Raw genomic sequence first — 22,378 nt, 5'->3', positions numbered from 1 at the left:
ACTAAAACGTCCGCAGAATTTATTCATCATACTGAAAATTTGATAAAGGAAAAACCGCACTTTGTAGAAAGTGCGGTCGGTTTTCAATTAATTTGTTTGCATCGGACGTTCGGCGTGGAAACCGCCTTTGCCTCCTTCTTTACGATGATGTTTACCTTTGCTGTGTCTTTCTTTGTGTTCGCCTTTATGCATATCCTTGTGTTTCGTTGGCATATCCATAATCTGCCCGTTTTCGCCATTTATGATAACGTGAAAACGTTGTCCGTTAGCAATAGTTTCAATTTTATAAAAACCTTGCCCGTCTCGAAATTTTAAATCGGCTTCAGCCACTTTACCGCCCGTTTTTTCTATGGCGGCATTCATTGCCTGATCAAAGGAAATCTTAGGGGGACTTTGCTCAGCACGTACTCTCACTTCTTTTGGTGTTTTACTGGTTGTGCCTAAAATTTCACCGTTTGCTGCATCGACATCGACTTTGTGGTACTGATTATTGGCGAATAAATCCACCTCAAAATAATCTTTACCGTATTTGGTGTAGTGGAATTCCACCTCTTTCACTTTTGCGTCAGCACCGATTTTATTTTGTGCTGTATTTAAGGCTTGGCTTGCTGTAATCTGCGTTTTTGCTAAGGCTTCTTGTGCTTCTGGGGACATTGCTTGTGCCATATTTGCTGCACCCAATGTCATTGCTCCAGATAATAAAAGTGCTAAAACGGTTTTATTTGATTTTTTCATATCTTCTCCTTAATTTGAAGTTTGAGGGCTACGATTAGTAACCCATTTGCTTTCCGATGGCGTGTATTCTAAAGAAAGAAAATTAGGGGAAAATTAGCAAATAAAATTGCGATAAAAAATGTTAACGTTGTCACAAAATCAATGTTTGCTTATTGAGCATAAAGGGATTTAGTCATAGACTGTAACTACTTGATTTATCTTCTTCGGATAAGAAAAAATAGTGTCTATTTGTGATTTAGTTTGAAGTATTCTTTTCAATAACGGGCATCGCAAATTAATCAATGTGAGGAAGCTATGTTTAAACAACTCCAACAAATTGGCAAAGCCTTTATGCTGCCTATTGCTATTTTGCCTGCCGCCGGTCTGTTACTGGGTATTGGCGGTGCATTATCCAATAAAGCCACACTACAAGCCTATTCCGTACTGGATAATTCGCTGCTGCAAGGTATTTTCCAAATTATGTCTTCTGCAGGTTCGGTCGTCTTTGCGAATTTGGCATTGTTTCTTTGTATCGGTTTAGGTATTGGTTTGGCAAAACGGGATAAAGGCGTTGCCGCACTTGCAGCAGTAGTCGGTTATTTAATTATGACCGGGACGATTTCTGCCTTAATTCCTCTTTTTTCTCCTGAGGTGAAAAGTATAGATACCGGTGTGATCGGATCATTAGTCATGGGCTTGGTAACGGTAAAACTACATAATCGTTACCATAATATCCAATTACCGCAAATCTTGGGCTTTTTTGGTGGTTCTCGATTTGTGCCAATCGTCACAGCATTTTCGGCAATTTTTATCGGTGCAGTTTTCTTTTTAATTTGGCCGACGTTTCAGAGCTGGCTGGCATCCGCAGGCAAAAGCATTGCTTCAATGGGGGAGATCGGAACATTTTTCTACGGTTTTCTTATGCGGTTAAGTGGCGCAGTGGGATTACATCATATGATCTATCCGCTATTTTGGTACACCGAATTAGGCGGGACGGAAATCGTAAATGGAGAAACCATCATTGGGGCACAAAAAATCTTCTTTGCTCAATTAGCCGATCCTAACCATCAAGGTTTATTCACCGAAGGTACGCGTTTCTTTGCCGGTCGTTTTGATACCATGATGTTTGGTTTACCGGCTGCTTGCTTAGCAATGTATCATTGCGTGCCGAAAGCCCGAAGAGCTAAAGTTGGCGGATTATTTTTAGGTGCGGCGTTAACCTCATTTATTACCGGCATTACCGAACCTATCGAATTTATGTTCTTATTCGTTGCACCTTGGCTTTATGTCTTCCATGCATTTTTAGACGGTGTTTCTTTTTATATTGCCGATTTACTTAATATTTCTATTGGAAATACGTTCTCCGGTGGATTTATTGATTTCTTGCTCTTTGGTATTTTACAAGGCGATGGGAATACGCATTGGATTCGTGTGGTTTTAGTGGGGATGCCTTGGGCGTTACTCTATTATTTCTCGTTCCGTCTCTTGATTAGCCGATTCAATGTGATGACGCCGGGAAGAGCGGAAGACACGGAAGAAAGTGCGGAATTACAAACGACATCTCTCACCGAAAATGCCCACTATATTATTACGGGTCTTGGTGGGGCGGAAAATATTGAAAATGTGGACGCCTGCATTACCCGTTTACGGGTATCGGTTAAAGATGTGAAATTAGTGGATAAAGCACGATTAAAATCCCTTGGGGCGATTGATGTGTTGGAAGTCGGTGGCGGGATTCAAGCCGTTTTTGGGGCGAAAGCGGTATTATATAAAAGCGAAGTCAATCAGATTTTAGGAAAAGAAGATTAGATAATCGCTATCCTCCCCATATTTTTGGGGAGGCTGTTTTTCGTTAAAAATCTACTTTTGCACAAAAAGTCATGGGTTCACCGGTGATGGGGTGAGTGATGCTTAGGCTTTCTGCGTGAAGGCAGAGGCGTGGCGACATGCTCTTGGCTTGTGGATGGGCGTAGAATTTATCCCCTAAAATCGGGTGGCCTAATGCCAGCATATGCAGGCGTAATTGATGGGAGCGCCCCGTAATCGGCGTCAGTTTTACCCGAGAGCTGTTATTGGGTAAACGTGCCAAAACCTCAAATTTTGTGACCGCTCTTTTGCCAAGGACAAAATCTAAACGTTGGCGTGGACGATTTTCCCAATCACAAATCATTGGCAAATTAACCTCGCCACAGTCTTGTGCAAGATGTCCCCACACTAAGGCCTGATAATGTTTTTTCGGTTCTCGCTCGCGGAATTGGCGTTTGAGTTCTTTATCCGCCGCTTTGCTTAAAGCAAACAAAATAATGCCGCTGGTTGCCATATCAAGACGGTGTGCCGGTTCGCAGAAACCAAATTTTTCTTTCACCCGACTCATCGCACTATCGTAATATTGCGGTTGATTGCCCGGTACGGAAAGCAGCCCGCTCGGTTTATTCACCACGCAAATATAGTTATCTTGATAAACAATGTCTAAATAAGGTTCCATTGGGGGATGATATTCAATCAGTGCCATTATTATTCCTTATTGGTGACGATAACTCTTAAACTATCCAATCGCCAGGTTGCTTTTGCCAATGCTTCTAACGATTGATCACGCTGTGCCGTTAAAATCTCAATTTCACTTTGGCGAATATTTTTATTCACCTTTTGTAAGGCTTGTAATCGATCAATTTCCACACTCAACGTTTGCTCCGCCAATTTTTGGGCTTGGCTAATACAAGTTTGGGCAAGCAGTTGAATTTTCTTTTCGCCAAGTACAAATAGTTGTTCTAACGTCGGGCGTACCATTTTGATCATCTTATTCGCCACATCTTTGCCAAGCGGTTTCAATTTGCTGTGCAGATTTTCAAATTCAACCTGTTCGGCAATATTAGTGCCTTTGTTATCAAGCAATAATCGGATTGGCGTAGGTGGTAGGAAACGAGTGAGCTGCAATCCTTTCGGTGATTGTGATTCCACCACATAAATTAATTCTAACAAAAGCGTACCGGCAGGCAATTGTTTGTTAATCAGTAACGCCATTGCCGCTTTTCCGATATCACCGGAGGCTATCAGATCAATACCTTGGCGAATCATTGGATGATCCCAGGTTAAAAATTCCAATTCTTCACGGGCAAGGGCAAGATTGCGATCAAAAGTTACCGTCACGCCTTCTTCTTTTAAGCCCGGAAAATCCGGTACAAGCATTGTGCCGGTAGGGGTAAGTACAATGCTGTTTTCACCAAGATCCTCTTGTTCTACGCCAATAATATCAAACAAGTTTAGGGCAAAATTGACGAGTTCTACCTCGTTATCTTGTGCAGCGATAGCATGGGCTAACTGTTTTGCCTGTTCGCCACCATTGGAGTTTAGTTCTAATAGGCGATCACGTCCTTGTTCCAAGGCGATTTTGAGTTTTTCGCGTGCTTGTTTGGTATCTGCAATGAGGTTATCTAGCTCTGAAAGTGCGGTTGAATTTGACCGCACTTTTTGTAGCGATTCTGCAAACTGTTCAAATAATGCCATTCCCATCGGTGTGGTTTGTTCAAAGGCATTCAATCCTTCGTGATACCAGCGAGCCAATACATCATCGGCGGATTTTTCCACACAAGGCACATAAATTTGCACATCATTTTGCTGACCGATGCGATCTAGACGCCCGATACATTGTTCAAGTAAATCAGGATTTTGTGGCAAATCAAATAAGACTAACGTATCTGCAAACTGGAAATTGCGCCCCTCTGAGCCAATGCTGGAACTGAGTAACACCTGTGCGCCGTGTTCTACATCAGAAAAATAAGCAGCAGCACGGTCACGTTCAATAATTGACATGTTTTCGTGGAAAACCGTGGCACGAATCCCTTCTTTCTCCCGTAAATGCTGTTCAAGGTGAATGGATGTTTGTGCATATTGGCAAATCACAAAGATTTTTTTATCACGTTGTGTTTTTACAAAATCTAACAACCATTGTGTTTTCACCTCTTCCACTTGAGCGATATTTTCAACGGTTAACGTGATCGGGTGATAAATACGCCGAGGAAAACCTTTCACCCCTTGGCGTGTATTGCGGAATAACACTCGGCTTGTGCCATGGCGATCAATCAAATTTTGGATTAAGGTTTGGCGTGCTGATTGTGCTTCTTCATTAGAATTATTAATGTCTTGAAAAAGTTGCGCGGTATTTTGTTCTCCCAGCAATTGAGATATATGATTTTTTTCGACCGCACTTAGTGGTTTATCTTCCAGTAAAGATTGCACTGCTTGCGCCACCGGTTGGTAATTTTGTTGCTCTTTTTGAAAAGTCGCATAATCAAAAAAGCGTTCGGGATCGAGTAATCGTAATCGGGCAAAATGGCTTGCTTGCCCTAATTGTTCCGGCGTGGCGGTGAGTAATAATACAGAAGGAATGACCTTCGCAAGTTGTTCTACATATAAATATGCACGGCTAGGGGAATCCTCTGACCAAGCTAAATGATGGGCTTCATCCACAATAAGGCAATCAAAACCTGCATCAAGAGCTTGTTCGGCACGTTTTGGTGAATTCACTAACCAATCTAAGGCACAAATAATCAAAGATTCCGAGCTAAAAGGATTTTCACCACTGATAGCAAAATCCTCACAGCGTTCTTCATCAAACAGTGAAAAATGCAAATTAAATCGGCGCAACATCTCAACCAGCCATTGATGTTGTAACGTTTCCGGCACAAGCACTAATACACGTTGAACTTTTTCGGCAAACAGTTGATTTTGTAAAATCATACCGGCTTCAATAGTTTTACCTAATCCTACTTCATCGGCAAGCAATACTCGGGGATTCACTCGGTTGCCTACTTCAGCGGCAATATGCAATTGATGGGGAATTAAACCGGCACGAATACCGCGTAAACCACGTAATGGAGATTGAAATTGAGCTTGTTGATGTTTTAGCGTGCGATAACGTAAAGCAAAATGATGGCTACGATCTAACTGTGCGGAAAAGAGGCGATCTTTCGCCGAACTGAAGGAAATAAGCGGTGAAATATCACTTTCTTGAACGATCACTTGTTCACCTTGCGGATTTTCTACCAAATAAAAATTCAAGCCGTTCATGCTTTGAATATCCACAATCTTGCCTTGCCAACCGTCTTTATGATTTAAGGTTTCACCTTTGTTAAATTGAATGCGGGTGAGAGGGGCTTGAGCGATAGAATAAATACGCGTTTCGTCAGAGGCAGGAAAATGTAACGTCACAGTACGCATATCAAAAGCAGTAACAGTGCCTAATCCAAGGTTATTTTCACTTCCGCTTAACCAACGCTGACCAAGGGCAAAGGGTGTCATACAATTCTCTATTTGTCATTCATTAAAATTCGGGCGGCTATTGTAGCCCGATTCAAAGGGAAAGCAATGAAAACTGTGATCTCTATCACAATCGTGGCGATTGTTCTGATTCTATGCTTTACTTTGCCAAAGTGCGGTGCAAAAATGGCGCGGTTTTTTTCATTATTATGGAGTAAAAAATGGATTGGTCTGAACGTCTTAAACGGGAGTTTTTATCCGGTTGGAAGCCTTTTGAAGTGGTCTGGTTGGTGGTATTTATCATGGCGCAAATTTGGGCGTATGTGCAAGCACCTGATTCATGGCTGGCAATGATTTCCGGTATTTCAGGCATTTTATGTGTGGTATTGGTGAGTAAAGGGAAAATCAGTAACTATTTCTTCGGCTTGATTTTTGCTTACACCTATTTCTATGTGGCATGGGGGCAAAATTTCTTAGGGGAAATGAACACCGTACTTTATGTCTATTTGCCGGCACAGTTTATCGGCTATTTCATGTGGAAAAATAATATGCAAAATGACAATGGCGGAGAAAGCGTGGTGGCAAAGGCACTCACTCCACAAGGTTGGATTGCCCTCGCGCTTTTTATCGGTATTGGTACGCTTTTATTTGTGCAAGCCTTGCAGGCAGCGGGTGGAAGTTCAACTGGGTTAGACGGCTTAACGACCATTATCGTGGTGGCAGCCCAGTTGCTGATGATTTTGCGTTATCGTGAACAATGGCTGTTGTGGATTGTCCTTAATATTCTTTCTATTATTTTATGGGCGGAAACACCGGCGATGTATTTAATGTACAGTGCGTATTTACTGAACTCCCTTTACGGTTATTACAACTGGACGAAATTGTCAAAATAAGGAAAAAAACAACCGCACTTTAGAGAGAATAAAGGCAACCTTGGGAATTTAAGGCTGCCTTTATTATTAAAATTTCAAATAAAAATCCTTCGTTAATTCGGTAAATTCCTTGGTATAACGGTTTTTTTCATCGTAAATCACGATTTGCTCATGCACTAATTTTTGTGATTGTTTGGAAAAGGTGATTAACATTCTTTGTGGCGATTTTCCGATTTTTGTGATGACTTCCGTTTGTTTGACACTACAAAGAGCGGTCAGTTTTTCGAGGGTTTTTGCTGCTTCATAGGGTAACACAAAACTGATTTTTCCCTTTTCAGATAAGCGTTCAGCCGCCCAGGTTAGCCAATCTAAATGACTTTGTGTAGTATAACGGGCTAACTCTCGTTCTTCGTTTTTACATTCCACGCCTTGTTCAAAATAGGGAGGATTGGCGACAATAAGATCAAAGGTTTCTTTTGTGTCGGATAAAAAATGTTGGACATCTCCCTGAACCAAATTTATACGTGATTTCCAAGGTGAAAGCGTAATATTTTCTTGTGCTTGTTGTGCTGCAGCAGGATCTAATTCAACGGCATGAATTTGGCAATCTGACGTACTGCGTTGTGCAAGCATTAATGCCAGCAAGCCTGTTCCGCTTCCCATATCCAGTATATTTTTACAATGATTTGTGTCAGCCCACGCCCCCAGTAAAATACCGTCCGTACCTACTTTCATTGCGCAATGTTGCTGATTAATGTGAAATTGTTTAAAGGTGAAACTACTCATAAATATTTCTTAAATTGACCGCACTTTCCTGTTTATTTTTAGTTATTTCGAGGCTTTTCAGGTATAATTTGCGCCAATTTTAACAAATAACCATACAATAATGAATTTTCCCCAATTTGAACAATTCGACCTTTCCCCTGAACTTCTTCAAGCGCTTGAAAAAAAAGGGTATTCACGTCCAACAGCGATTCAATTGAATGCGATTCCGGCAGCAATGGAAGCCCGTGATGTGTTAGGTTCTGCCCCAACGGGAACAGGAAAAACGGCAGCATTTCTCTTACCGGCATTGCAACATCTGCTTGATTATCCACGTCGTAAACCCGGCCCGCCAAGAATTTTGGTGTTAACGCCCACCCGAGAATTAGCCATGCAGGTGGCGCAACAGGCGGAAGAATTAGCGCAATTTACCCATTTAAACATCGCTACCATCACCGGCGGTGTGGTGTATCAAAACCATGGTGAAATTTTCAATACCAATCAAGATTTAGTGGTGGCGACCCCGGGGCGTTTATTGCAATATATTCAAGAAGAGAATTTTGATTGCCGTTCGGTGGAAATCTTAATTTTTGATGAGGCAGACAGAATGTTGCAAATGGGCTTTGGGCAAGATGCGGAAAAAATTGCAGCGGAAACCCGTTGGCGGAAACAAACCTTATTATTTTCAGCAACCTTAGAGGGGGAATTATTGGTGGATTTTGCCGAACGTCTGCTTAATGATCCCGTGCAAGTGGATGCCGAACCAAGCCGCCGTGAACGGAAAAAAATCAATCAATGGTATTATCACGCCGATAGCTATGAACACAAAGTGAAATTATTGGCTCGTTTTATTGAAACAGAAAAAGTAAGCCGAGGCATTATTTTTGTGCGTCGTCGTGAAAGTGCCCGAGAACTTTCCGAAACCTTGCGTAAACGGGGTATTCGTTCAGCTTACTTGGAAGGTGAAATGGCTCAAACCCAACGTAATAATGCCATTGATAAATTAAAATCGGGTGTGGTGACAGTATTAGTGGCAACGGATGTAGCGGCACGTGGGATTGATATTGATGATGTTAGCCATGTGATGAATTTTGACTTGCCGTATAGTGCGGATACCTATCTACACCGTATTGGGCGTACCGCTCGAGCGGGCAAAAAAGGGACGGCAGTCTCTTTTGTGGAAGCTCACGATTATAAATTGCTCGGTAAAATTAAGCGTTATACGGAGGAAATTCTAAAAGCCCGTGTTCTGGAAGGTTTAGAACCCCGCACCAAACCACCGAAAGACGGTGAGGTGAAATCCGTGAGTAAAAAACAAAAAGCCCGCATCAAAACAAAACGGGAAGAAAAGAAAAAAACAGAGGCGAAGAAAAAAGTGAAGCTACGCCACAAGGATACGAAAAATATTGGGAAGCGGAGAAAGGCTAGTTTAATGAAGGAAAGTTAAGGTTAAAGTTAAAGTGGAAATTTGGTGTAAAGGTTGTTGCACAAAAATTAAAATTTAAAATAATGTAACAATTTTATCTATCTTTTTTATTACGGGGATAACAAGGTGTAAGAATGGCAAAGAAGTTACAATCAATCGAACCTAATATCGCAGATTTAGCGAATAGCTGGCTGAAAAAGTATCAATTAGACTATAAATTAGAACAAGAAATACTCAATGATGAAATTGATAAAGCATTGAAAGATTATTTTTCTAAAAGTGGCGGTATGGGGGCAAATCGTCCTGACGCAAAATTGTTGTTACAGACAGCTAACACTGAATATTACCCTATTTTGATTGAATACAAAGGCTATGGTGATAAGTTAGTCAAATTAGATGCCGAAGGCAATGTAGATAATCGCACAGTGAAAAATGAACCGAATTTCAAACATATCAACGGCTATGCGGTGAATGGTGCAGTGCATTATGCTAACGCTTTACTGCATCACACCAGCTACACCGATATTATCGCCATTGGTATGACGGGCGAAAAAGATGAAAAAGGCAAAATTCGTCATCAAATTGGGGTTTATTATGTGGCGAAATCCAATCTGGGCGTAGGGCAAAAAGTCGGCGAATTTTCTGATTTTTCTTTCCTTGCTAAAGAAAACTTTGATGATTTTATCGCACAAGTTAAGCAATTAACGCTTTCTTCCGAAGAATTGGAAAAAATTAAAGAAAAGCGTGAAAAAGAAATTGACACCAGTTTAACTAAGCTTAATAACGATATCTACCAAAACGAAAAAGGTTTAGGCGAAAACGACCGTGTTTATCTTGTTGCAGCTTCAATCATTGCGACACTAGGCGTGTCAGGAAAAGTGAAACCTTTGGAAAAAGAAGAGTTAAAATCATCTGAGGAAGGAGGGAGTCGAGATGGCGATATTATTATTCGTAAAATCAAAGCCTTTTTTAATGAAAAGCAACTACCGCAGGATAAAAAAGAGTTAATTATCCGCACTTTATCTAATACCCTTTTAACCGACAACATCAACAAACCGCAAAATGGTGAAAGTCAGCTTAAACGTGTGTTTACCAAAATTGTTGATGATTTAGGCATTTATTACAAAATCGGCTTAACCACCGATTTCACAGGCAAGCTGTTTAACGAAATGTACTCTTGGCTCGGATTCACACAAGACAAACTCAACGATGTGGTTTTAACGCCGTCTTATGTGGCTACTTTGCTGGTTAAATTGGCACGGGTGAATAAAGACAGTTATGTTTGGGACTTTGCCACCGGCTCGGCTGGGCTATTGGTTGCTGCGATGAATGAAATGCTTAAAGATGCTAAAGCCAATATTCAATCGCCCGAAGAACTGCGCCAAAAAGAAGCCCATATCAAAGCAAAACAGCTGTTAGGTTTGGAATTACTTTCTAGCGTTTATATGCTGGCCATTTTGAATATGATTATGATGGGCGATGGTAGCTCAAATATTATCAATAAAAACTCCTTAACCGATTTCAACGGTAACTATGGTTTTGGCAATACCGATGATAAATTCCCGGCAGATGCTTTTATTCTTAATCCGCCTTATTCTGCAGTAGGGAATGGAATGAACTTTGTAGAAACTGCCTTAAATATGATGAATAAAGGCTATGCGGCGATTATCATTCAAAATTCAGCAGGAAGCGGCAAAGCAAAAGAAATCAATCAACGTATTTTGAAAAATCACACACTACTTGCAAGTATTAAAATGCCGATTGATTTATTTATCGGCAAATCCAGCGTGCAGACCAATATTTATGTATTTAAAGTGGGCGAAAAACATCACGCCGATGAAAGGGTAAAATTTATTGATTTTAGCCATGATGGTTATACCCGCACCAACCGTAAAAAAGCCAGCAATAATCTGAAAGATACCGACAACGCCCGTGGAAGATACGAAGAAGTCGTTAATTTAGTGCGTTTTGGCAAATCTAAATTAAAGTTGTTTAGTGAAAAAGAGTATTTTGAAAATACCATAGACCCGAAAAACGGTGCAGATTGGAACCAAACCGCCCCGATAGATACTAAACCTACACTTGAGGATTTTAAAAAGACGGTTAGCGATTATTTGGCGTGGGAAGTGGCAAATATTCTGAAAAAGCAAGATAAAAACGATGAAAAGCTGGGAAAATAGAGGCTCATTTAACAGAAAAATTGCAACAAGTTGAATGGGCAGAGTTTGAGTTGCAGGAGTTGTTTGAGATTAAAATTTCTAAAGGTGTAGATAAAGGGGGCATTCAATTATCAGATAATTCGCAAGACTATCACTTTATTGGAAGAACATCCGTAAATTACGGTATTCAAGGATTTGTAGAAAAATTAGGATTTGAACCTAATCCCAAAAATACTTTTTCTGTTGTTCAAATAGGTGAGATTGTAGCTCAGTTCAGACAGAGAGAGTGGTATGCTAGTCAAAATATTTTCATTTTATATCCTCAAATAGAAGAGATAATAAAAAATTATAATTTTTTTGTGTCTTCCATAAATTCCACCTTGAAAGTGTATGATGGCGGCTATTCGAATTATCCGACATTGGGGAAATTGAAAAATCAAAAAATCTCTATCCCAATAAAACCCAACGCCGTTTTGGATAAACTCGCCCAAATTGACTTTGATTTTATGGAAAATTTCCTCTCGCAGCTCGAGGCGTACCGCCTCTCGCAGCTCGAGGCGTATTTATTGGTTACAGGTTTAAAAGATTATACACTGACCACAGCCGAACAGCAGGCACTTGCCGATTTTGAAGAGGGTAAAGTGGTTTGGGGGGAATATCGTTTTGCTGATATTTTCAATAATATACAACAAGGCAGACGATTGAAAAAAGACGACCAAGTTGCAGGGGATATTCCATTTGTGATGGCGGGTATTACTAATACTGGTGTGGTAAATTATATTTCAAACCCTGTTGCAACTTTTCCTAGAAATTCTATAACCATTGATATTTTCGGCAATGCATTTTATAGAAGTTATGATTTTGGTGCAGGAGATGATACGGGCGTTTATTGGAATGATGAAAGCGAGCTTTCTAAAGGAATGATGTTATTTCTAACTAAATCATCAGAAAAAGCATTGGCAGGAAAGTTTTCTTATGGCAAGAAATTGAGAAGTTCGCAAAGCCTAAATTTTAAAATGCAACTTCCAAGCTATAATCAACAACCCGATTATAGCTTTATGGAAACCTTAATTTCTGCTATACAAAAGCTGGTGATTAAAGATGTAGTGCATTATGCAGATAGTAAAATTGCTGCAACGAAACAAGTTATCAATAGATAAAATATATTTAAATGGGGGAAAACTTTGAGAAATAAAAAACCGCACATCAAAGTGCGGTCTTTTTTTATGTTGTTTTAATTACGCTAATTTTTTGATTTGCGCAGCTAATTTAGATTTGTGATTTGCTGCTTTGTTAGCGTGGATTAAGCCTTTTGAAGCCATACGGTCAACAACTTTTTGCATTTCAACGAATGCTGCTTCAGCTGCTGCTTTCTCACCTGCTGCTACTTGAGCATAAACTTTTTTGATGTAAGTACGCATCATAGAGCGTTGGCTTGCGTTGTGTTGGCGGCGTTTTTCAGATTGTACCGCACGTTTTTTTGCTGACTTGATATTAGCCAAGGTCAAACTCCTAAAATTTCTGTTAATTAGTGTGACAAAATAAAGGGCGTCAATATGACGATTTTTTATACGTTTGTCAATGGAAAATTTGTGTTGATTTCGGTGAGACACAACCGAAAGTAAGCATCGTTATTTTTACAAGCGCTTTCAATAGGGGCTCACACAAACGATGTGGGGCGGATTTTATCAGTTTTTTTGCGTGGAATATAGCGTAAAAACAAAATTTCTATACAATTAGGCAAAATTTTTAGCAAGAGAATAATATTTTGAGTAAACGACTTTTAAAATCGGGCGTGATTGTCAGCAGTATGACGCTATTATCGCGCGTATTAGGTTTGGTGCGTGATGTTGTCATCGCCCATTTGATTGGGGCGGGAGCAGCGGCGGATGTTTTTTTATTTGCTAATCGTATTCCGAATTTTCTCCGTCGTTTATTTGCAGAAGGGGCATTTTCCCAAGCCTTCGTTCCCGTGTTGGCAGAATATCGTAAAAGCGGTGATTTGGATAAAACCCGTGAATTTATCGGAAAAGTATCCGGTACATTAGGCGGTTTGGTGAGTATTGTGACTTTGTTGGCGATGGTCGGCTCACCTGTTGTTGCTGCATTATTCGGTATGGGTTGGTTCACCGATTGGCTGAATGACGGCCCTGATGCGCATAAGTTTGAACAAGCCTCTTTGCTATTAAAAATTACCTTTCCTTATTTATGGTTTGTCACTTTTGTTGCCCTTTCCGGTGCGGTGTTGAATACGCTGGGCAAGTTTGGTGTGATGTCTTTTTCGCCGGTGTTACTAAATATTGCCATGATTGCGACCGCACTTTTCTTAGCACCGAGAATGGATAATCCCGATCTGGCATTAGCCATCGGTATTTTTCTCGGCGGGTTATTCCAATTTTTATTCCAAATTCCTTTTATGAAAAAAGCCGGACTTTTGGTAAAACCGAAATGGGCGTGGCACGATGAAGGTGTGGTAAAAATTCGTAAATTGATGATTCCGGCATTGTTTGGCGTATCCGTCAGTCAGATCAATTTATTACTGGATACCGTCATCGCCAGTTTTTTAATGACCGGCTCGATCAGCTGGCTTTATTATTCCGATCGTTTGTTGGAGTTTCCTCTCGGTTTGTTTGGCATTGCCATTTCTACGGTGATTTTACCTACCCTCGCACGTCATCATGTTAATCGGGAAGATAATTCCGAACAAAGTGCGGTAGATTTTCGCAATACCATGGATTGGGGTGTGCGGATGATTTTATTACTTGGCGTACCTGCTGCGGTGGGCATTGCTGTACTGGCGCAACCCATGCTACTCACTCTTTTTATGCGGGGAAGTTTTACCTTTAACGACGTGCATGCTGCCTCCTATTCTTTGTGGGCGTTTAATGCCGGCTTGTTGAGTTTTATGCTGATTAAAATTCTTGCCAATGGCTACTACGCCCGTCAAGACACCAAAACGCCGGTGAAAATCGGCATTATTGCGATGGTGAGTAATATGGGATTTAATGTATTAGCGATTCCCTTTAGTTATGTGGGATTAGCGATGGCTTCTGCTATGTCTGCTACCCTTAATGCTTACTTACTTTATCGTGGTTTGGCGAAGTCCGATGTGTACCGTTTTTCACGCCAAAGTGCGGTCTTTTTCGTGAAAGTTTTATTGGCTGCCTGTGTGATGGGGGCATTGGTGTGGTATTACACCCCTGTGATTAATGAATGGGCTGTGATGAGTTTTATGCAACGGATTCATTGGTTGGCTTGGCTCATTGCACTGGCTGCGATAGTTTATGGCGGAATGTTGGTTTTGTTAGGCATTCGTCCGCACCATTTGCTGACAAAAAACTAACTTACCGCTATAATGCCGAAATTCTGAAATTTTCTTGGGTAAGGTCATGCAATTAATTCGTGGGCTACATCATGCAAGCCGAGTTTTACAAGGTTGTGCGCTCACAATCGGCAATTTTGATGGGGTGCATTTAGGTCATCAAGCCGTGTTGCGCCACCTTCGCCAAAAAGCGGACGAATTACATTTACCCATGGCGGTATTATTATTTGAACCGCAGCCCCGAGAATATTTTATGGGGGATAATGCACCGGCACGTTTGATGCGCTTGCGTGATAAGCTTTATTATTTGCAACAAGCCAATGTGGATGTGGTCATTGTGGCGAAATTTGACCGCACTTTTGCCGAGCAATCGGCACAGCAGTTTATTGAACAGGCCTTAGTGAAGCAACTCCACGTAAAATTTTTAAGTATTGGCGATGATTTCCAATTCGGTGCAAACCGTCAAGGCAATTTTGCCATGTTAAAAAAAGCGGGAGAGCGTTTTGGTTTTACTGTGGAAGACAATCACAGTTTCTGTTTGGATGAACAACGCATTAGCAGTACCACCATTCGGGAAGCCTTAGCAAAAGATGAATTATCCCTTGCGGAAAGTTTGTTAGGCAAACCTTATCGCATTTTTGGTCGTGTCATTCACGGCAATAAATTAGGCAGAACATTGGGATTTCCCACCGCAAATATCCGCTTGCACCGCCAAGTCAATCCGATTAAAGGGGTATATGCGGTAAAAGTTCGGTTAAAATCCGGCGAGATTTTTAACGGTGTCGCCAATATGGGAAAACGCCCAACAATTAACGGTGTAATGCAATTATTAGAAGTGCATTTATTTGATTTTGCCAAGACAATTTATGGTGAACCGGTTGAGGTTGAGTTTTGCCATAAAATCAGAGAGGAAATGAAATTTCCTTCTTTTGATGTTTTAAAAGCACAGATTGAACGGGATGTTGAAACCGCAAAAGCGTTTTTTAGCAAGAATTTTAAAAAGTAAAAATTGGAAAATAAAATGACAGTCGATTACAAAAACACGCTTAATTTACCGGAAACAGGTTTTCCAATGCGTGGTGATTTAGCCAAGCGCGAGCCTGTGATGTTGAAAAATTGGTACGAGAAAAATCTTTACCAAAAAATTCGTGAAGCCTCAAAAGGTAAAAAATCCTTTATTTTGCACGATGGTCCTCCTTATGCAAACGGGAGTATTCATATCGGTCATGCAGTAAACAAAATCTTAAAAGATATTATTATTAAATCTAAAACCGCATTGGGCTTTGATTCCCCTTATATTCCGGGTTGGGACTGTCACGGTTTACCGATCGAATTGAAAGTAGAAGGTTTGGTGGGAAAACCAAATGAGAAAATTTCAGCAGCGGAATTTCGTCAAAAATGTCGTGAATATGCAGCGGAACAAGTGGAAGGGCAAAAGAAAGATTTCATTCGTTTAGGGGTATTGGGTGATTGGGATAATCCGTATCTCACGATGAACTTTGATACAGAAGCCAATATTATCCGAACCCTAGGAAAAGTCATTGAGAACGGTCACCTCTATAAAGGTTCAAAACCTGTACATTGGTGTTTGGATTGTGCTTCTTCTTTGGCTGAAGCGGAAGTGGAATACGAAGATAAAGTATCACCGTCTATTTATGTCCGTTTTCCGGCAGAAAGTGCGGATGAAATTGAAGCTAAATTTAATGCACAAGGTAAAGGTCATGGCAAACTTTCTGCGGTGATCTGGACAACAACACCTTGGACTCTTCCTTCTAACCGTGCCATTGCAATTAATCCAGAATTGGAATATCAGCTTGTTCAATTTGGTGACGAACGTGTCATTTTAGCGACAGAGCTGGTGGAATCTGTGGCGAAAGCGGTTGGCATTGAAAATGTGGAAATTTTAGGGACGGTGAAAGGCGTAGAGCTTGAGTTAAGCCGTTTCCATCATCCGTTCTATGATTTTACCGTACCGATGATTTTAGGCGATCACGTTACCACCGATGGCGGTACCGGTTTGGTTCATACCGCACCGGATCACGGTTTAGATGACTTTATTGTGGGTCAAAAATATGATTTGCCAATGGCATGTTTGGTGGCAAATGACGGTAAATTTATTTCTACTACGCCATTTTTTGCCGGCAAAGCTGTATTTGAAGCCAATCCACTTGTGGTGGAAAAATTGCAAGAAACCGACAATTTATTAAAAGTGGAAAAAATTACGCACAGTTACCCACATTGTTGGCGTCATAAAACCCCGATTATCTTCCGTGCAACACCGCAATGGTTTATCGGTATGGAAGTGAAGGGACTACGCCCACAAGCCCTTGGCGAAATTAAACAAGTGCGTTGGATTCCAAGTTGGGGACAGGCACGCATTGAAAAAATGGTGGAAAATCGCCCTGATTGGTGTATTTCCCGTCAACGGACTTGGGGTGTGCCGATGACGATGTTTGTACACAAAGAAACGGAAGAATTACACCCTCGTACTTTAGAATTGCTTGAAGAAGTGGCAAAACGGGTAGAAAAATCCGGTATTCAAGCTTGGTGGGATTTAGACGAAAAAGAATTACTCGGTGCCGATGCTGAACATTATCGCAAAGTGCCGGATACTTTAGATGTATGGTTTGATTCCGGTTCTACCTATTCTTCCGTGGTGGCAAATCGCCCTGAATTTGCAGGGCACGGTGCGGATATGTATTTAGAAGGTTCAGACCAACACCGTGGTTGGTTTATGTCATCCTTAATGCTTTCCACTGCAACAGATAATAAAGCCCCTTATAAACAGGTACTCACCCACGGATTCACGGTGGATGGTCAAGGCAGAAAAATGTCGAAATCTATCGGCAACACGGTGACACCACAAGAAGTGATGGATAAATTCGGTGGTGATATTTTACGTTTATGGGTGGCATCAACGGATTACACCGGTGAAATAGCCGTATCCGATGAAATTTTAAAACGAGCGGCCGACAGTTATCGCCGTATTCGCAACACGGCGCGTTTCTTGTTAGCGAACCTAAATGGTTTTGATCCAAAACGTGATTTAGTGAAAGCGGAAGAGATGATTAGCCTCGATCGCTGGGCGGTGGCTTGTGCGTTGGAAGCACAAAACGAAATTAAAGAGGCTTACGATAATTATCAATTCCATGCCGTGGTACAACGCTTAATGCGTTTCTGTTCCGTGGAAATGGGATCGTTCTATTTGGATATCATCAAGGATCGCCAATACACCACCAAAGCGGATAGCCTCGCCCGTCGTAGTTGTCAAACTGCATTGTGGCATATTTCAGAAGCCTTGGTGCGTTGGATGGCGCCTATTTTATCTTTCACCGCAGACGAAATTTGGCAATATCTACCAAAAACCGAGAATGAACGTGCGGAATTTGTCTTCACAGAGGAATTTTACACAGGCTCATTCGGATTAGGTGAAAACGAAAAATTAGACGATGCCTATTGGCAAAAACTTGTCGCAGTGCGTTCCGAAGTGAATCGTGTGTTGGAAATTGCCCGTAATGAAAAAGTGATTGGTGGTGGATTAGAAGCAGAAGTGACCCTTTATGTCAATGATGAATACCATACTTTACTTGAACAACTTGGCGATGAATTACGTTTTGTGTTAATTACCTCAAAAGCGACAGTCAAACCACTTACTGATAAACCGGCTGAAGTGGTGGAAGGCGAACTTGAAGGCATTGTCGTGAGAGTGGTGCGTTCAAGTGGGGAAAAATGTCCGCGTTGCTGGCATTATTCCGATAAAATCGGCATAAATCCGGCTCACCCCGCATTATGTCCACGCTGTGTGGAAAATGTGGCAGGTAGTGGTGAAATTCGCCATTTTGCATAGTGTAAATTTTCATATTCAAAGTGCGGTTGATTTTGACCGCACTTTGCATTTATTTCGGTATTATGTGGCAAATGCACAAAGCAGGAAATTTCAACGAAATGTGGGGATATACTGCGTGTGTCCGTTATAAAATCAAATTATCTCAATAGATTATTAAGCGGACACAGGTAGCGTGCCCCTACAAATGCACCCCGGTTAGGTTTGTGTAACTGCGACATAACATTGATTTATTTAGGAATTTTTTATGGTTAAAACAAAATCCGGTCTCTCCTTTCTTTGGTTAAGTGCGGTGGCCTTTGTCTTTGATCTATTGACAAAATATTTTGTAGTTCAAAAATTTGCCCTCTACGAGAGCGTGAATATTTTGCCGATATTTAATCTCACTTATGTGCGTAACTACGGTGCAGCATTCAGTTTTTTAGCGGATCACGATGGTTGGCAAAAATACTTTCTCATTGTATTGGCTATTGGTATTTCTTTGATGTTGATGTATTTTTTAAAGAAAAACACGGCAACTCAAAAATTACAAAATGCGGCTTATGCGCTGATTATTGGCGGTGCGTTGGCAAATATGGTGGATCGTACCTATCACGGTTTTGTGGTCGATTTCCTCGATTTTTATTGGGATATTTATCATTATCCGGTGTTTAATATTGCGGATGTAGCCATTTGTATTGGTGCAGGCTTGCTTATGTTGGATGCATTTAAGAGCGAAAAGAAAAACCTACAAGATAAACAAACAGAAAAGAGCGGTCAAAAATGAAGATAATTTTAGCCAATCCACGTGGATTTTGTGCCGGTGTTGACCGAGCCATCAGCATTGTAGAACTCGCCCTTGAAATTCATGGTGCGCCGATTTATGTGCGTCACGAAGTGGTACACAATCGTTTTGTAGTGAATGGATTACGTGAACGTGGCGCTATCTTTGTGGAGGAATTGAGCGAAGTGCCGGACGGTGCTATTGTGATTTTCTCGGCCCACGGTGTTTCTCAAGCCGTCCGTCAAGAAGCCAAAGATCGCCAATTAAAAGTGTTTGACGCCACTTGCCCGTTAGTGACGAAAGTGCATATGCAGGTTGCACGTGCTAGCCGTAAAGGAACAAAAGCCATTCTTATCGGGCATAAAGGGCATCCTGAAGTCGAAGGAACAATGGGGCAATATAGCAATGATAAAGGTGGGATTTATCTTATTGAAAGTGTGGAAGATATTGCCCGTTTACCGGTGCAGGAAAGTGATGATCTGACGTTTATGACGCAAACCACGCTCTCTTTAGATGATACGGCTGAAACGATTGCCGCATTAAAAGAAAAATATCCGTCAATCCAAGGACCGCATAAAAATGATATTTGTTATGCCACCACAAACCGCCAAGAAGCCGTGCGTGAGTTGGCAAAGTTGTCGGATCTTGTTTTAGTGGTGGGGTCGAAAAATTCCTCGAATTCTAATCGCTTGGCAGAATTAGCTTCCCGTATGGGAGTGCAATCTCAGCTCCTTGATGATCCGGCCGATATTCAACCGGACTGGTTTGATAAAGTAAAGACGATCGGGATTACAGCAGGCGCTTCAGCACCGGAAGAATTAGTGCAATCCATCATTGCCCGCTTAAAAGAATTAGGAGCAAATGAATTAGAAGAGCTTCAAGGGCTAGAAGAAAATATGTTCTTTGAAGTACCGAAAGAGCTACGGATTAAAGAGGTCAACTAAAAGAAAACGGTATCTTGTTTGAGATACCGTTTTTTATGGCGTGGTTCAATATTATGTCGCAGTTGCAGAAAGTTGTTTTTGGTTCTCCTCTAGGGATACACTGCGTGTGTCCGTTATAAATCAAATCATTTCAATACGTTACGGACACACGAAGTGTGTCCCTGCATTCTGTTAAAATTTCTGTTTTTGTGCATTTGCTACATAATGCTAGAGTGGTTCTAAAGTGCGGTCAAAATTATTCACAAACTCGTTTACTCGTTTGTCATCCCTTGAGGGACCGTTGGCAAAGCCAACGTTCAAAGAACGTTGTTTTTTGTGACCGCACTTTTGGTTTAGAACGAACCTTTCAATCCAACATAAATATTGCGACCTTCTTGACCGTAGCTAAGAATGTTTTCATATTTTTTGTCGAATAAGTTGTTTAGGTTTGCATATACCGTTAAGTTTGGAATAATTTGATAATTCACGCCTAAGTTTACCAAAGTATAAGATGGTAATTTGGTACGGTGGGTGGAATAAGTGGGGGAGAAATAGTTGTCCATTCGTTTTCCAACGTAAGATATGTTTACGTCCGAACCCAATTTTTCTGTGATTTGATAGGATAATCCCGCATTTGCTGTGTGTTTAGGACGGCGTAGCAATTCGTTACCATTATTGTCTTTGCTATTGGTATAAGTATAGTTTGCGTAAGCGGCTAAATCATCGGTTAATTTGCCGTTGTATGCAATTTCTACCCCTTTAATTTTGGTTTTGCCATCAAGGTTTATTGCTCGAGAGGTGTAGGTCGTGAAATCAATAATTTCGCTACTGATAAAATGTTCAACACGGCGATTAAAATAAGTGATGTCTAAACTGTGTTTTTTATTCTGGGTTTCCAACAAGATGCCTAGATCACCTCCGCGGCTTTTTTCCGGTTTTAAATTCGGATTACCGATGTAACGACCGTTATAGCCATAATATTCGGTAATGGTTGGATTTTGGATTGCTGTGCCAAAACTTGCGTGTGCTTTAATGTTTGCTGTAAAGCGATAAGCACCTGAGATTCGTCCTGTAAAAGAATTGTCATATTCGGAACTGTTGGTATAACGACCACTTAGGCTTAAGCTGTGATCGTTCTCGCTGAACAAGCGATATTCTGCCGCTACGCTTTTTTCTGTTAGTTTTTTCTCTCCAATATCATTGAAATAACTTGAATGATAGTTTGTGCGTTGATATTCACCTAATAGACTCAACCCTTGAGTAATTGAGCCTTCCCGATCAAAATTAATATCGAGTTGATAGTTAGTGTTTAATTTTTTGCCGTCATAGGCACTTCTAAAACCGAATGTATCACTATCTGTTTTAATGTGGCTGACAGAAGCGCTGTGTTTGAACAGATCTTTATCATTACCCCAGTAACCGCCTAATTTAAACAATGTTTCACGAGTTCGGGTGTAATGTCCTTTTTCATCCATTAATCCATTATCAAAATGGACGTTTTGAGATGAGTGTGAACCCTGTAATTCTAAACCTTTGCTACCATCATCGTAACCGAAACGTAAAGACGAGTTGTCGCGGTGAAATTTATCTTTTTCATTTGCACCACCTGTTGCGACCGCAGTATTGTCTTCTGCTGTGTAATTAAAACGATCTTTGCTTAATGCAGAAATCCCCTGTGTACGGTGACTATTTCCGTGAAGTGAATAATAAAACCCACTGTTATAACCTGATATCGTCACTGAGCCATCACGAGTACGGTGTGAGCCGATACCTAAATCAAAATCAATGTTAAAGGGCTTTTCTTTGTAAAGACCGCTTTTGGTTGTGATATAAACAACACCGCCCATTGCATCACTCCCCCAAAGGGCAGATTGCTCACCTCGCAACACCTCAATACGTTCAATATTGCTTAATGATAAGCCGCCGAAATCAAAACCGTATCCGCTAATAGGATTGACTTTTATGCCATCAATTACAACGACGGTGTGATTTGCATCTGCGCCACGTAAATAAAAATTCGTTAAGGCACCACGTCCCCCACTTGAGCTTATCGCCACACCCGGTACGGTTTTCAATACATCGCTCACATAAGTGGCATTACGTGATGCAAAATCTTTTTCGGTTAAGACCGTGACGGATGAAGCGGTTTGATCTTGATTGATCGGTGTTGCATAGGCGGAATAGACATTTATGGTAGGAAGTTCTGTGCCGGATTCTGCATAAGAAAATGCAGAAGTGCCGAGCAAAAGCGAGACGGTTATGAGATTCTTTTTCATCAATAGGTTCCTTGGGTTAAATAAAGAGGTATTTTGGCATAACTCCTTTTTCTTTCCTAAT

The 22,378-nt window shown here is 41.0% G+C and carries 16 protein-coding genes; 10 read left to right on the top strand and 6 right to left on the bottom strand.

What is annotated here, in order from left to right; genetic code table 11:
- Positions 1–87: 87 nt before the first annotated feature.
- A complete protein-coding gene (locus tag E4T92_RS01960) occupies positions 88–735 on the bottom strand; it encodes a PepSY domain-containing protein (RefSeq protein WP_135093211.1) in 648 nt (215 codons plus the stop codon).
- 294 nt (positions 736–1,029) lie between these two features.
- Here E4T92_RS01960 and E4T92_RS01955 point away from each other — a divergent pair, with 294 nt between their 5' ends.
- The gene (locus E4T92_RS01955; protein WP_135093210.1) at positions 1,030–2,523 is read left to right on the top strand and encodes a PTS transporter subunit EIIC; all 1,494 of its coding nucleotides are present in this window, start codon (positions 1,030–1,032) and stop codon (positions 2,521–2,523) included.
- A 43-nt stretch (positions 2,524–2,566) separates the two neighbouring features.
- Here the strand turns inward: E4T92_RS01955 and rluA are convergent, their stop codons facing one another.
- Both rluA and rapA read right to left on the bottom strand, forming a co-directional pair.
- Positions 2,567–3,226 (bottom strand): bifunctional tRNA pseudouridine(32) synthase/23S rRNA pseudouridine(746) synthase RluA, encoded by a 660-nt coding sequence (gene rluA / locus E4T92_RS01950; protein ID WP_135093209.1) that lies wholly within the window; start codon positions 3,224–3,226, stop codon positions 2,567–2,569.
- Between the two features lie 2 nt (positions 3,227–3,228).
- Positions 3,229–6,012, bottom strand: coding sequence for an RNA polymerase-associated protein RapA (rapA, locus tag E4T92_RS01945; protein WP_135093208.1), 2,784 nt, complete (start codon positions 6,010–6,012; stop codon positions 3,229–3,231).
- 179 nt (positions 6,013–6,191) lie between these two features.
- Between rapA and pnuC the strand changes: the two genes are divergently transcribed.
- Positions 6,192–6,863, top strand: a complete 672-nt coding sequence (gene pnuC, locus E4T92_RS01940) for a nicotinamide riboside transporter PnuC (RefSeq protein ID WP_135093207.1) — start codon at positions 6,192–6,194, stop codon at positions 6,861–6,863.
- A 66-nt stretch (positions 6,864–6,929) separates the two neighbouring features.
- Here pnuC and E4T92_RS01935 read toward each other — a convergent pair whose 3' ends face one another.
- Positions 6,930–7,628, bottom strand: coding sequence for a tRNA1(Val) (adenine(37)-N6)-methyltransferase (locus E4T92_RS01935; protein ID WP_135093206.1), 699 nt, complete (start codon positions 7,626–7,628; stop codon positions 6,930–6,932).
- A gap of 100 nt (positions 7,629–7,728) precedes the next feature.
- On the opposite strand from E4T92_RS01935, the gene srmB reads away from it, so the two are divergent.
- The 3 genes from srmB to E4T92_RS01920 all read left to right on the top strand — a co-directional run bounded on the left by srmB (position 7,729) and on the right by E4T92_RS01920 (position 12,349).
- A complete protein-coding gene (gene srmB / locus E4T92_RS01930) occupies positions 7,729–9,051 on the top strand; it encodes an ATP-dependent RNA helicase SrmB (protein WP_135093205.1) in 1,323 nt (440 codons plus the stop codon).
- 113 nt (positions 9,052–9,164) lie between these two features.
- On the top strand, positions 9,165–11,210 hold the full coding sequence (locus tag E4T92_RS01925) for an N-6 DNA methylase (protein ID WP_135093204.1): 2,046 nt from the start codon (positions 9,165–9,167) through the stop codon (positions 11,208–11,210).
- Between the two features lie 20 nt (positions 11,211–11,230).
- Positions 11,231–12,349, top strand: coding sequence for a restriction endonuclease subunit S (locus tag E4T92_RS01920; RefSeq protein WP_135093203.1), 1,119 nt, complete (start codon positions 11,231–11,233; stop codon positions 12,347–12,349).
- A gap of 78 nt (positions 12,350–12,427) precedes the next feature.
- Here E4T92_RS01920 and rpsT read toward each other — a convergent pair whose 3' ends face one another.
- Complete coding sequence (gene rpsT, locus E4T92_RS01915; RefSeq protein ID WP_005548279.1) at positions 12,428–12,691, bottom strand: 30S ribosomal protein S20; 264 nt, start codon at positions 12,689–12,691, stop codon at positions 12,428–12,430.
- A gap of 266 nt (positions 12,692–12,957) precedes the next feature.
- Here rpsT and murJ point away from each other — a divergent pair, with 266 nt between their 5' ends.
- The 5 genes from murJ to ispH all read left to right on the top strand — a co-directional run bounded on the left by murJ (position 12,958) and on the right by ispH (position 20,062).
- Positions 12,958–14,532 carry a murein biosynthesis integral membrane protein MurJ gene (gene murJ, locus E4T92_RS01905; RefSeq protein ID WP_135093202.1) on the top strand — a complete coding sequence of 525 codons (1,575 nt, stop codon included), beginning with the start codon at positions 12,958–12,960 and terminating at the stop codon, positions 14,530–14,532.
- A gap of 46 nt (positions 14,533–14,578) precedes the next feature.
- Positions 14,579–15,517, top strand: coding sequence for a bifunctional riboflavin kinase/FAD synthetase (gene ribF, locus E4T92_RS01900; RefSeq protein WP_167753978.1), 939 nt, complete (start codon positions 14,579–14,581; stop codon positions 15,515–15,517).
- A gap of 15 nt (positions 15,518–15,532) precedes the next feature.
- Complete coding sequence (ileS, locus tag E4T92_RS01895; protein WP_135093200.1) at positions 15,533–18,358, top strand: isoleucine--tRNA ligase; 2,826 nt, start codon at positions 15,533–15,535, stop codon at positions 18,356–18,358.
- Positions 18,359–18,602: 244 nt separating this feature from the next.
- A complete protein-coding gene (gene lspA, locus E4T92_RS01890; RefSeq protein ID WP_135093199.1) occupies positions 18,603–19,121 on the top strand; it encodes a signal peptidase II in 519 nt (172 codons plus the stop codon).
- Positions 19,118–20,062, top strand: coding sequence for a 4-hydroxy-3-methylbut-2-enyl diphosphate reductase (gene ispH / locus E4T92_RS01885; RefSeq protein WP_135093198.1), 945 nt, complete (start codon positions 19,118–19,120; stop codon positions 20,060–20,062). The genes lspA and ispH overlap by 4 nt, the downstream gene beginning before the upstream one ends.
- A gap of 332 nt (positions 20,063–20,394) precedes the next feature.
- On the opposite strand, the gene E4T92_RS01880 is transcribed toward ispH, so the two are convergent.
- Positions 20,395–22,317, bottom strand: coding sequence for a TonB-dependent receptor (locus E4T92_RS01880; RefSeq protein ID WP_135093197.1), 1,923 nt, complete (start codon positions 22,315–22,317; stop codon positions 20,395–20,397).
- Between the last annotated feature and the right edge of the window lie 61 nt (positions 22,318–22,378).

Source organism: Pasteurella sp. WM03, assembly GCF_004570945.1.
Classification (GTDB): Bacteria; Pseudomonadota; Gammaproteobacteria; order Enterobacterales; family Pasteurellaceae; genus Rodentibacter.
The sequence above is the reverse complement of the archived record's forward strand: the minus strand, read 5'-3'. Positions and strand labels throughout refer to the sequence as shown.

What these genes read in the sequence shown, in the direction of transcription:
- E4T92_RS01935 (WP_135093206.1), bottom strand. Translation starts at nt 7,628, where the DNA reads ATGAGTAGTTTCACCTTTAAACAATTTCACATTAATCAGCAACATTGC.
- rluA (WP_135093209.1), bottom strand. Translation starts at nt 3,226, where the DNA reads ATGGCACTGATTGAATATCATCCCCCAATGGAACCTTATTTAGACATT.
- rapA (WP_135093208.1), bottom strand. Translation starts at nt 6,012, where the DNA reads ATGACACCCTTTGCCCTTGGTCAGCGTTGGTTAAGCGGAAGTGAAAAT.
- srmB (WP_135093205.1), top strand. Translation starts at nt 7,729, where the DNA reads ATGAATTTTCCCCAATTTGAACAATTCGACCTTTCCCCTGAACTTCTT.
- lspA (WP_135093199.1), top strand. Translation starts at nt 18,603, where the DNA reads ATGGTTAAAACAAAATCCGGTCTCTCCTTTCTTTGGTTAAGTGCGGTG.
- E4T92_RS01960 (WP_135093211.1), bottom strand. Translation starts at nt 735, where the DNA reads ATGAAAAAATCAAATAAAACCGTTTTAGCACTTTTATTATCTGGAGCA.
- ispH (WP_135093198.1), top strand. Translation starts at nt 19,118, where the DNA reads ATGAAGATAATTTTAGCCAATCCACGTGGATTTTGTGCCGGTGTTGAC.
- E4T92_RS01880 (WP_135093197.1), bottom strand. Translation starts at nt 22,317, where the DNA reads ATGAAAAAGAATCTCATAACCGTCTCGCTTTTGCTCGGCACTTCTGCA.
- pnuC (WP_135093207.1), top strand. Translation starts at nt 6,192, where the DNA reads ATGGATTGGTCTGAACGTCTTAAACGGGAGTTTTTATCCGGTTGGAAG.
- E4T92_RS01955 (WP_135093210.1), top strand. Translation starts at nt 1,030, where the DNA reads ATGTTTAAACAACTCCAACAAATTGGCAAAGCCTTTATGCTGCCTATT.
- E4T92_RS01925 (WP_135093204.1), top strand. Translation starts at nt 9,165, where the DNA reads ATGGCAAAGAAGTTACAATCAATCGAACCTAATATCGCAGATTTAGCG.
- ribF (WP_167753978.1), top strand. Translation starts at nt 14,579, where the DNA reads ATGCAATTAATTCGTGGGCTACATCATGCAAGCCGAGTTTTACAAGGT.
- ileS (WP_135093200.1), top strand. Translation starts at nt 15,533, where the DNA reads ATGACAGTCGATTACAAAAACACGCTTAATTTACCGGAAACAGGTTTT.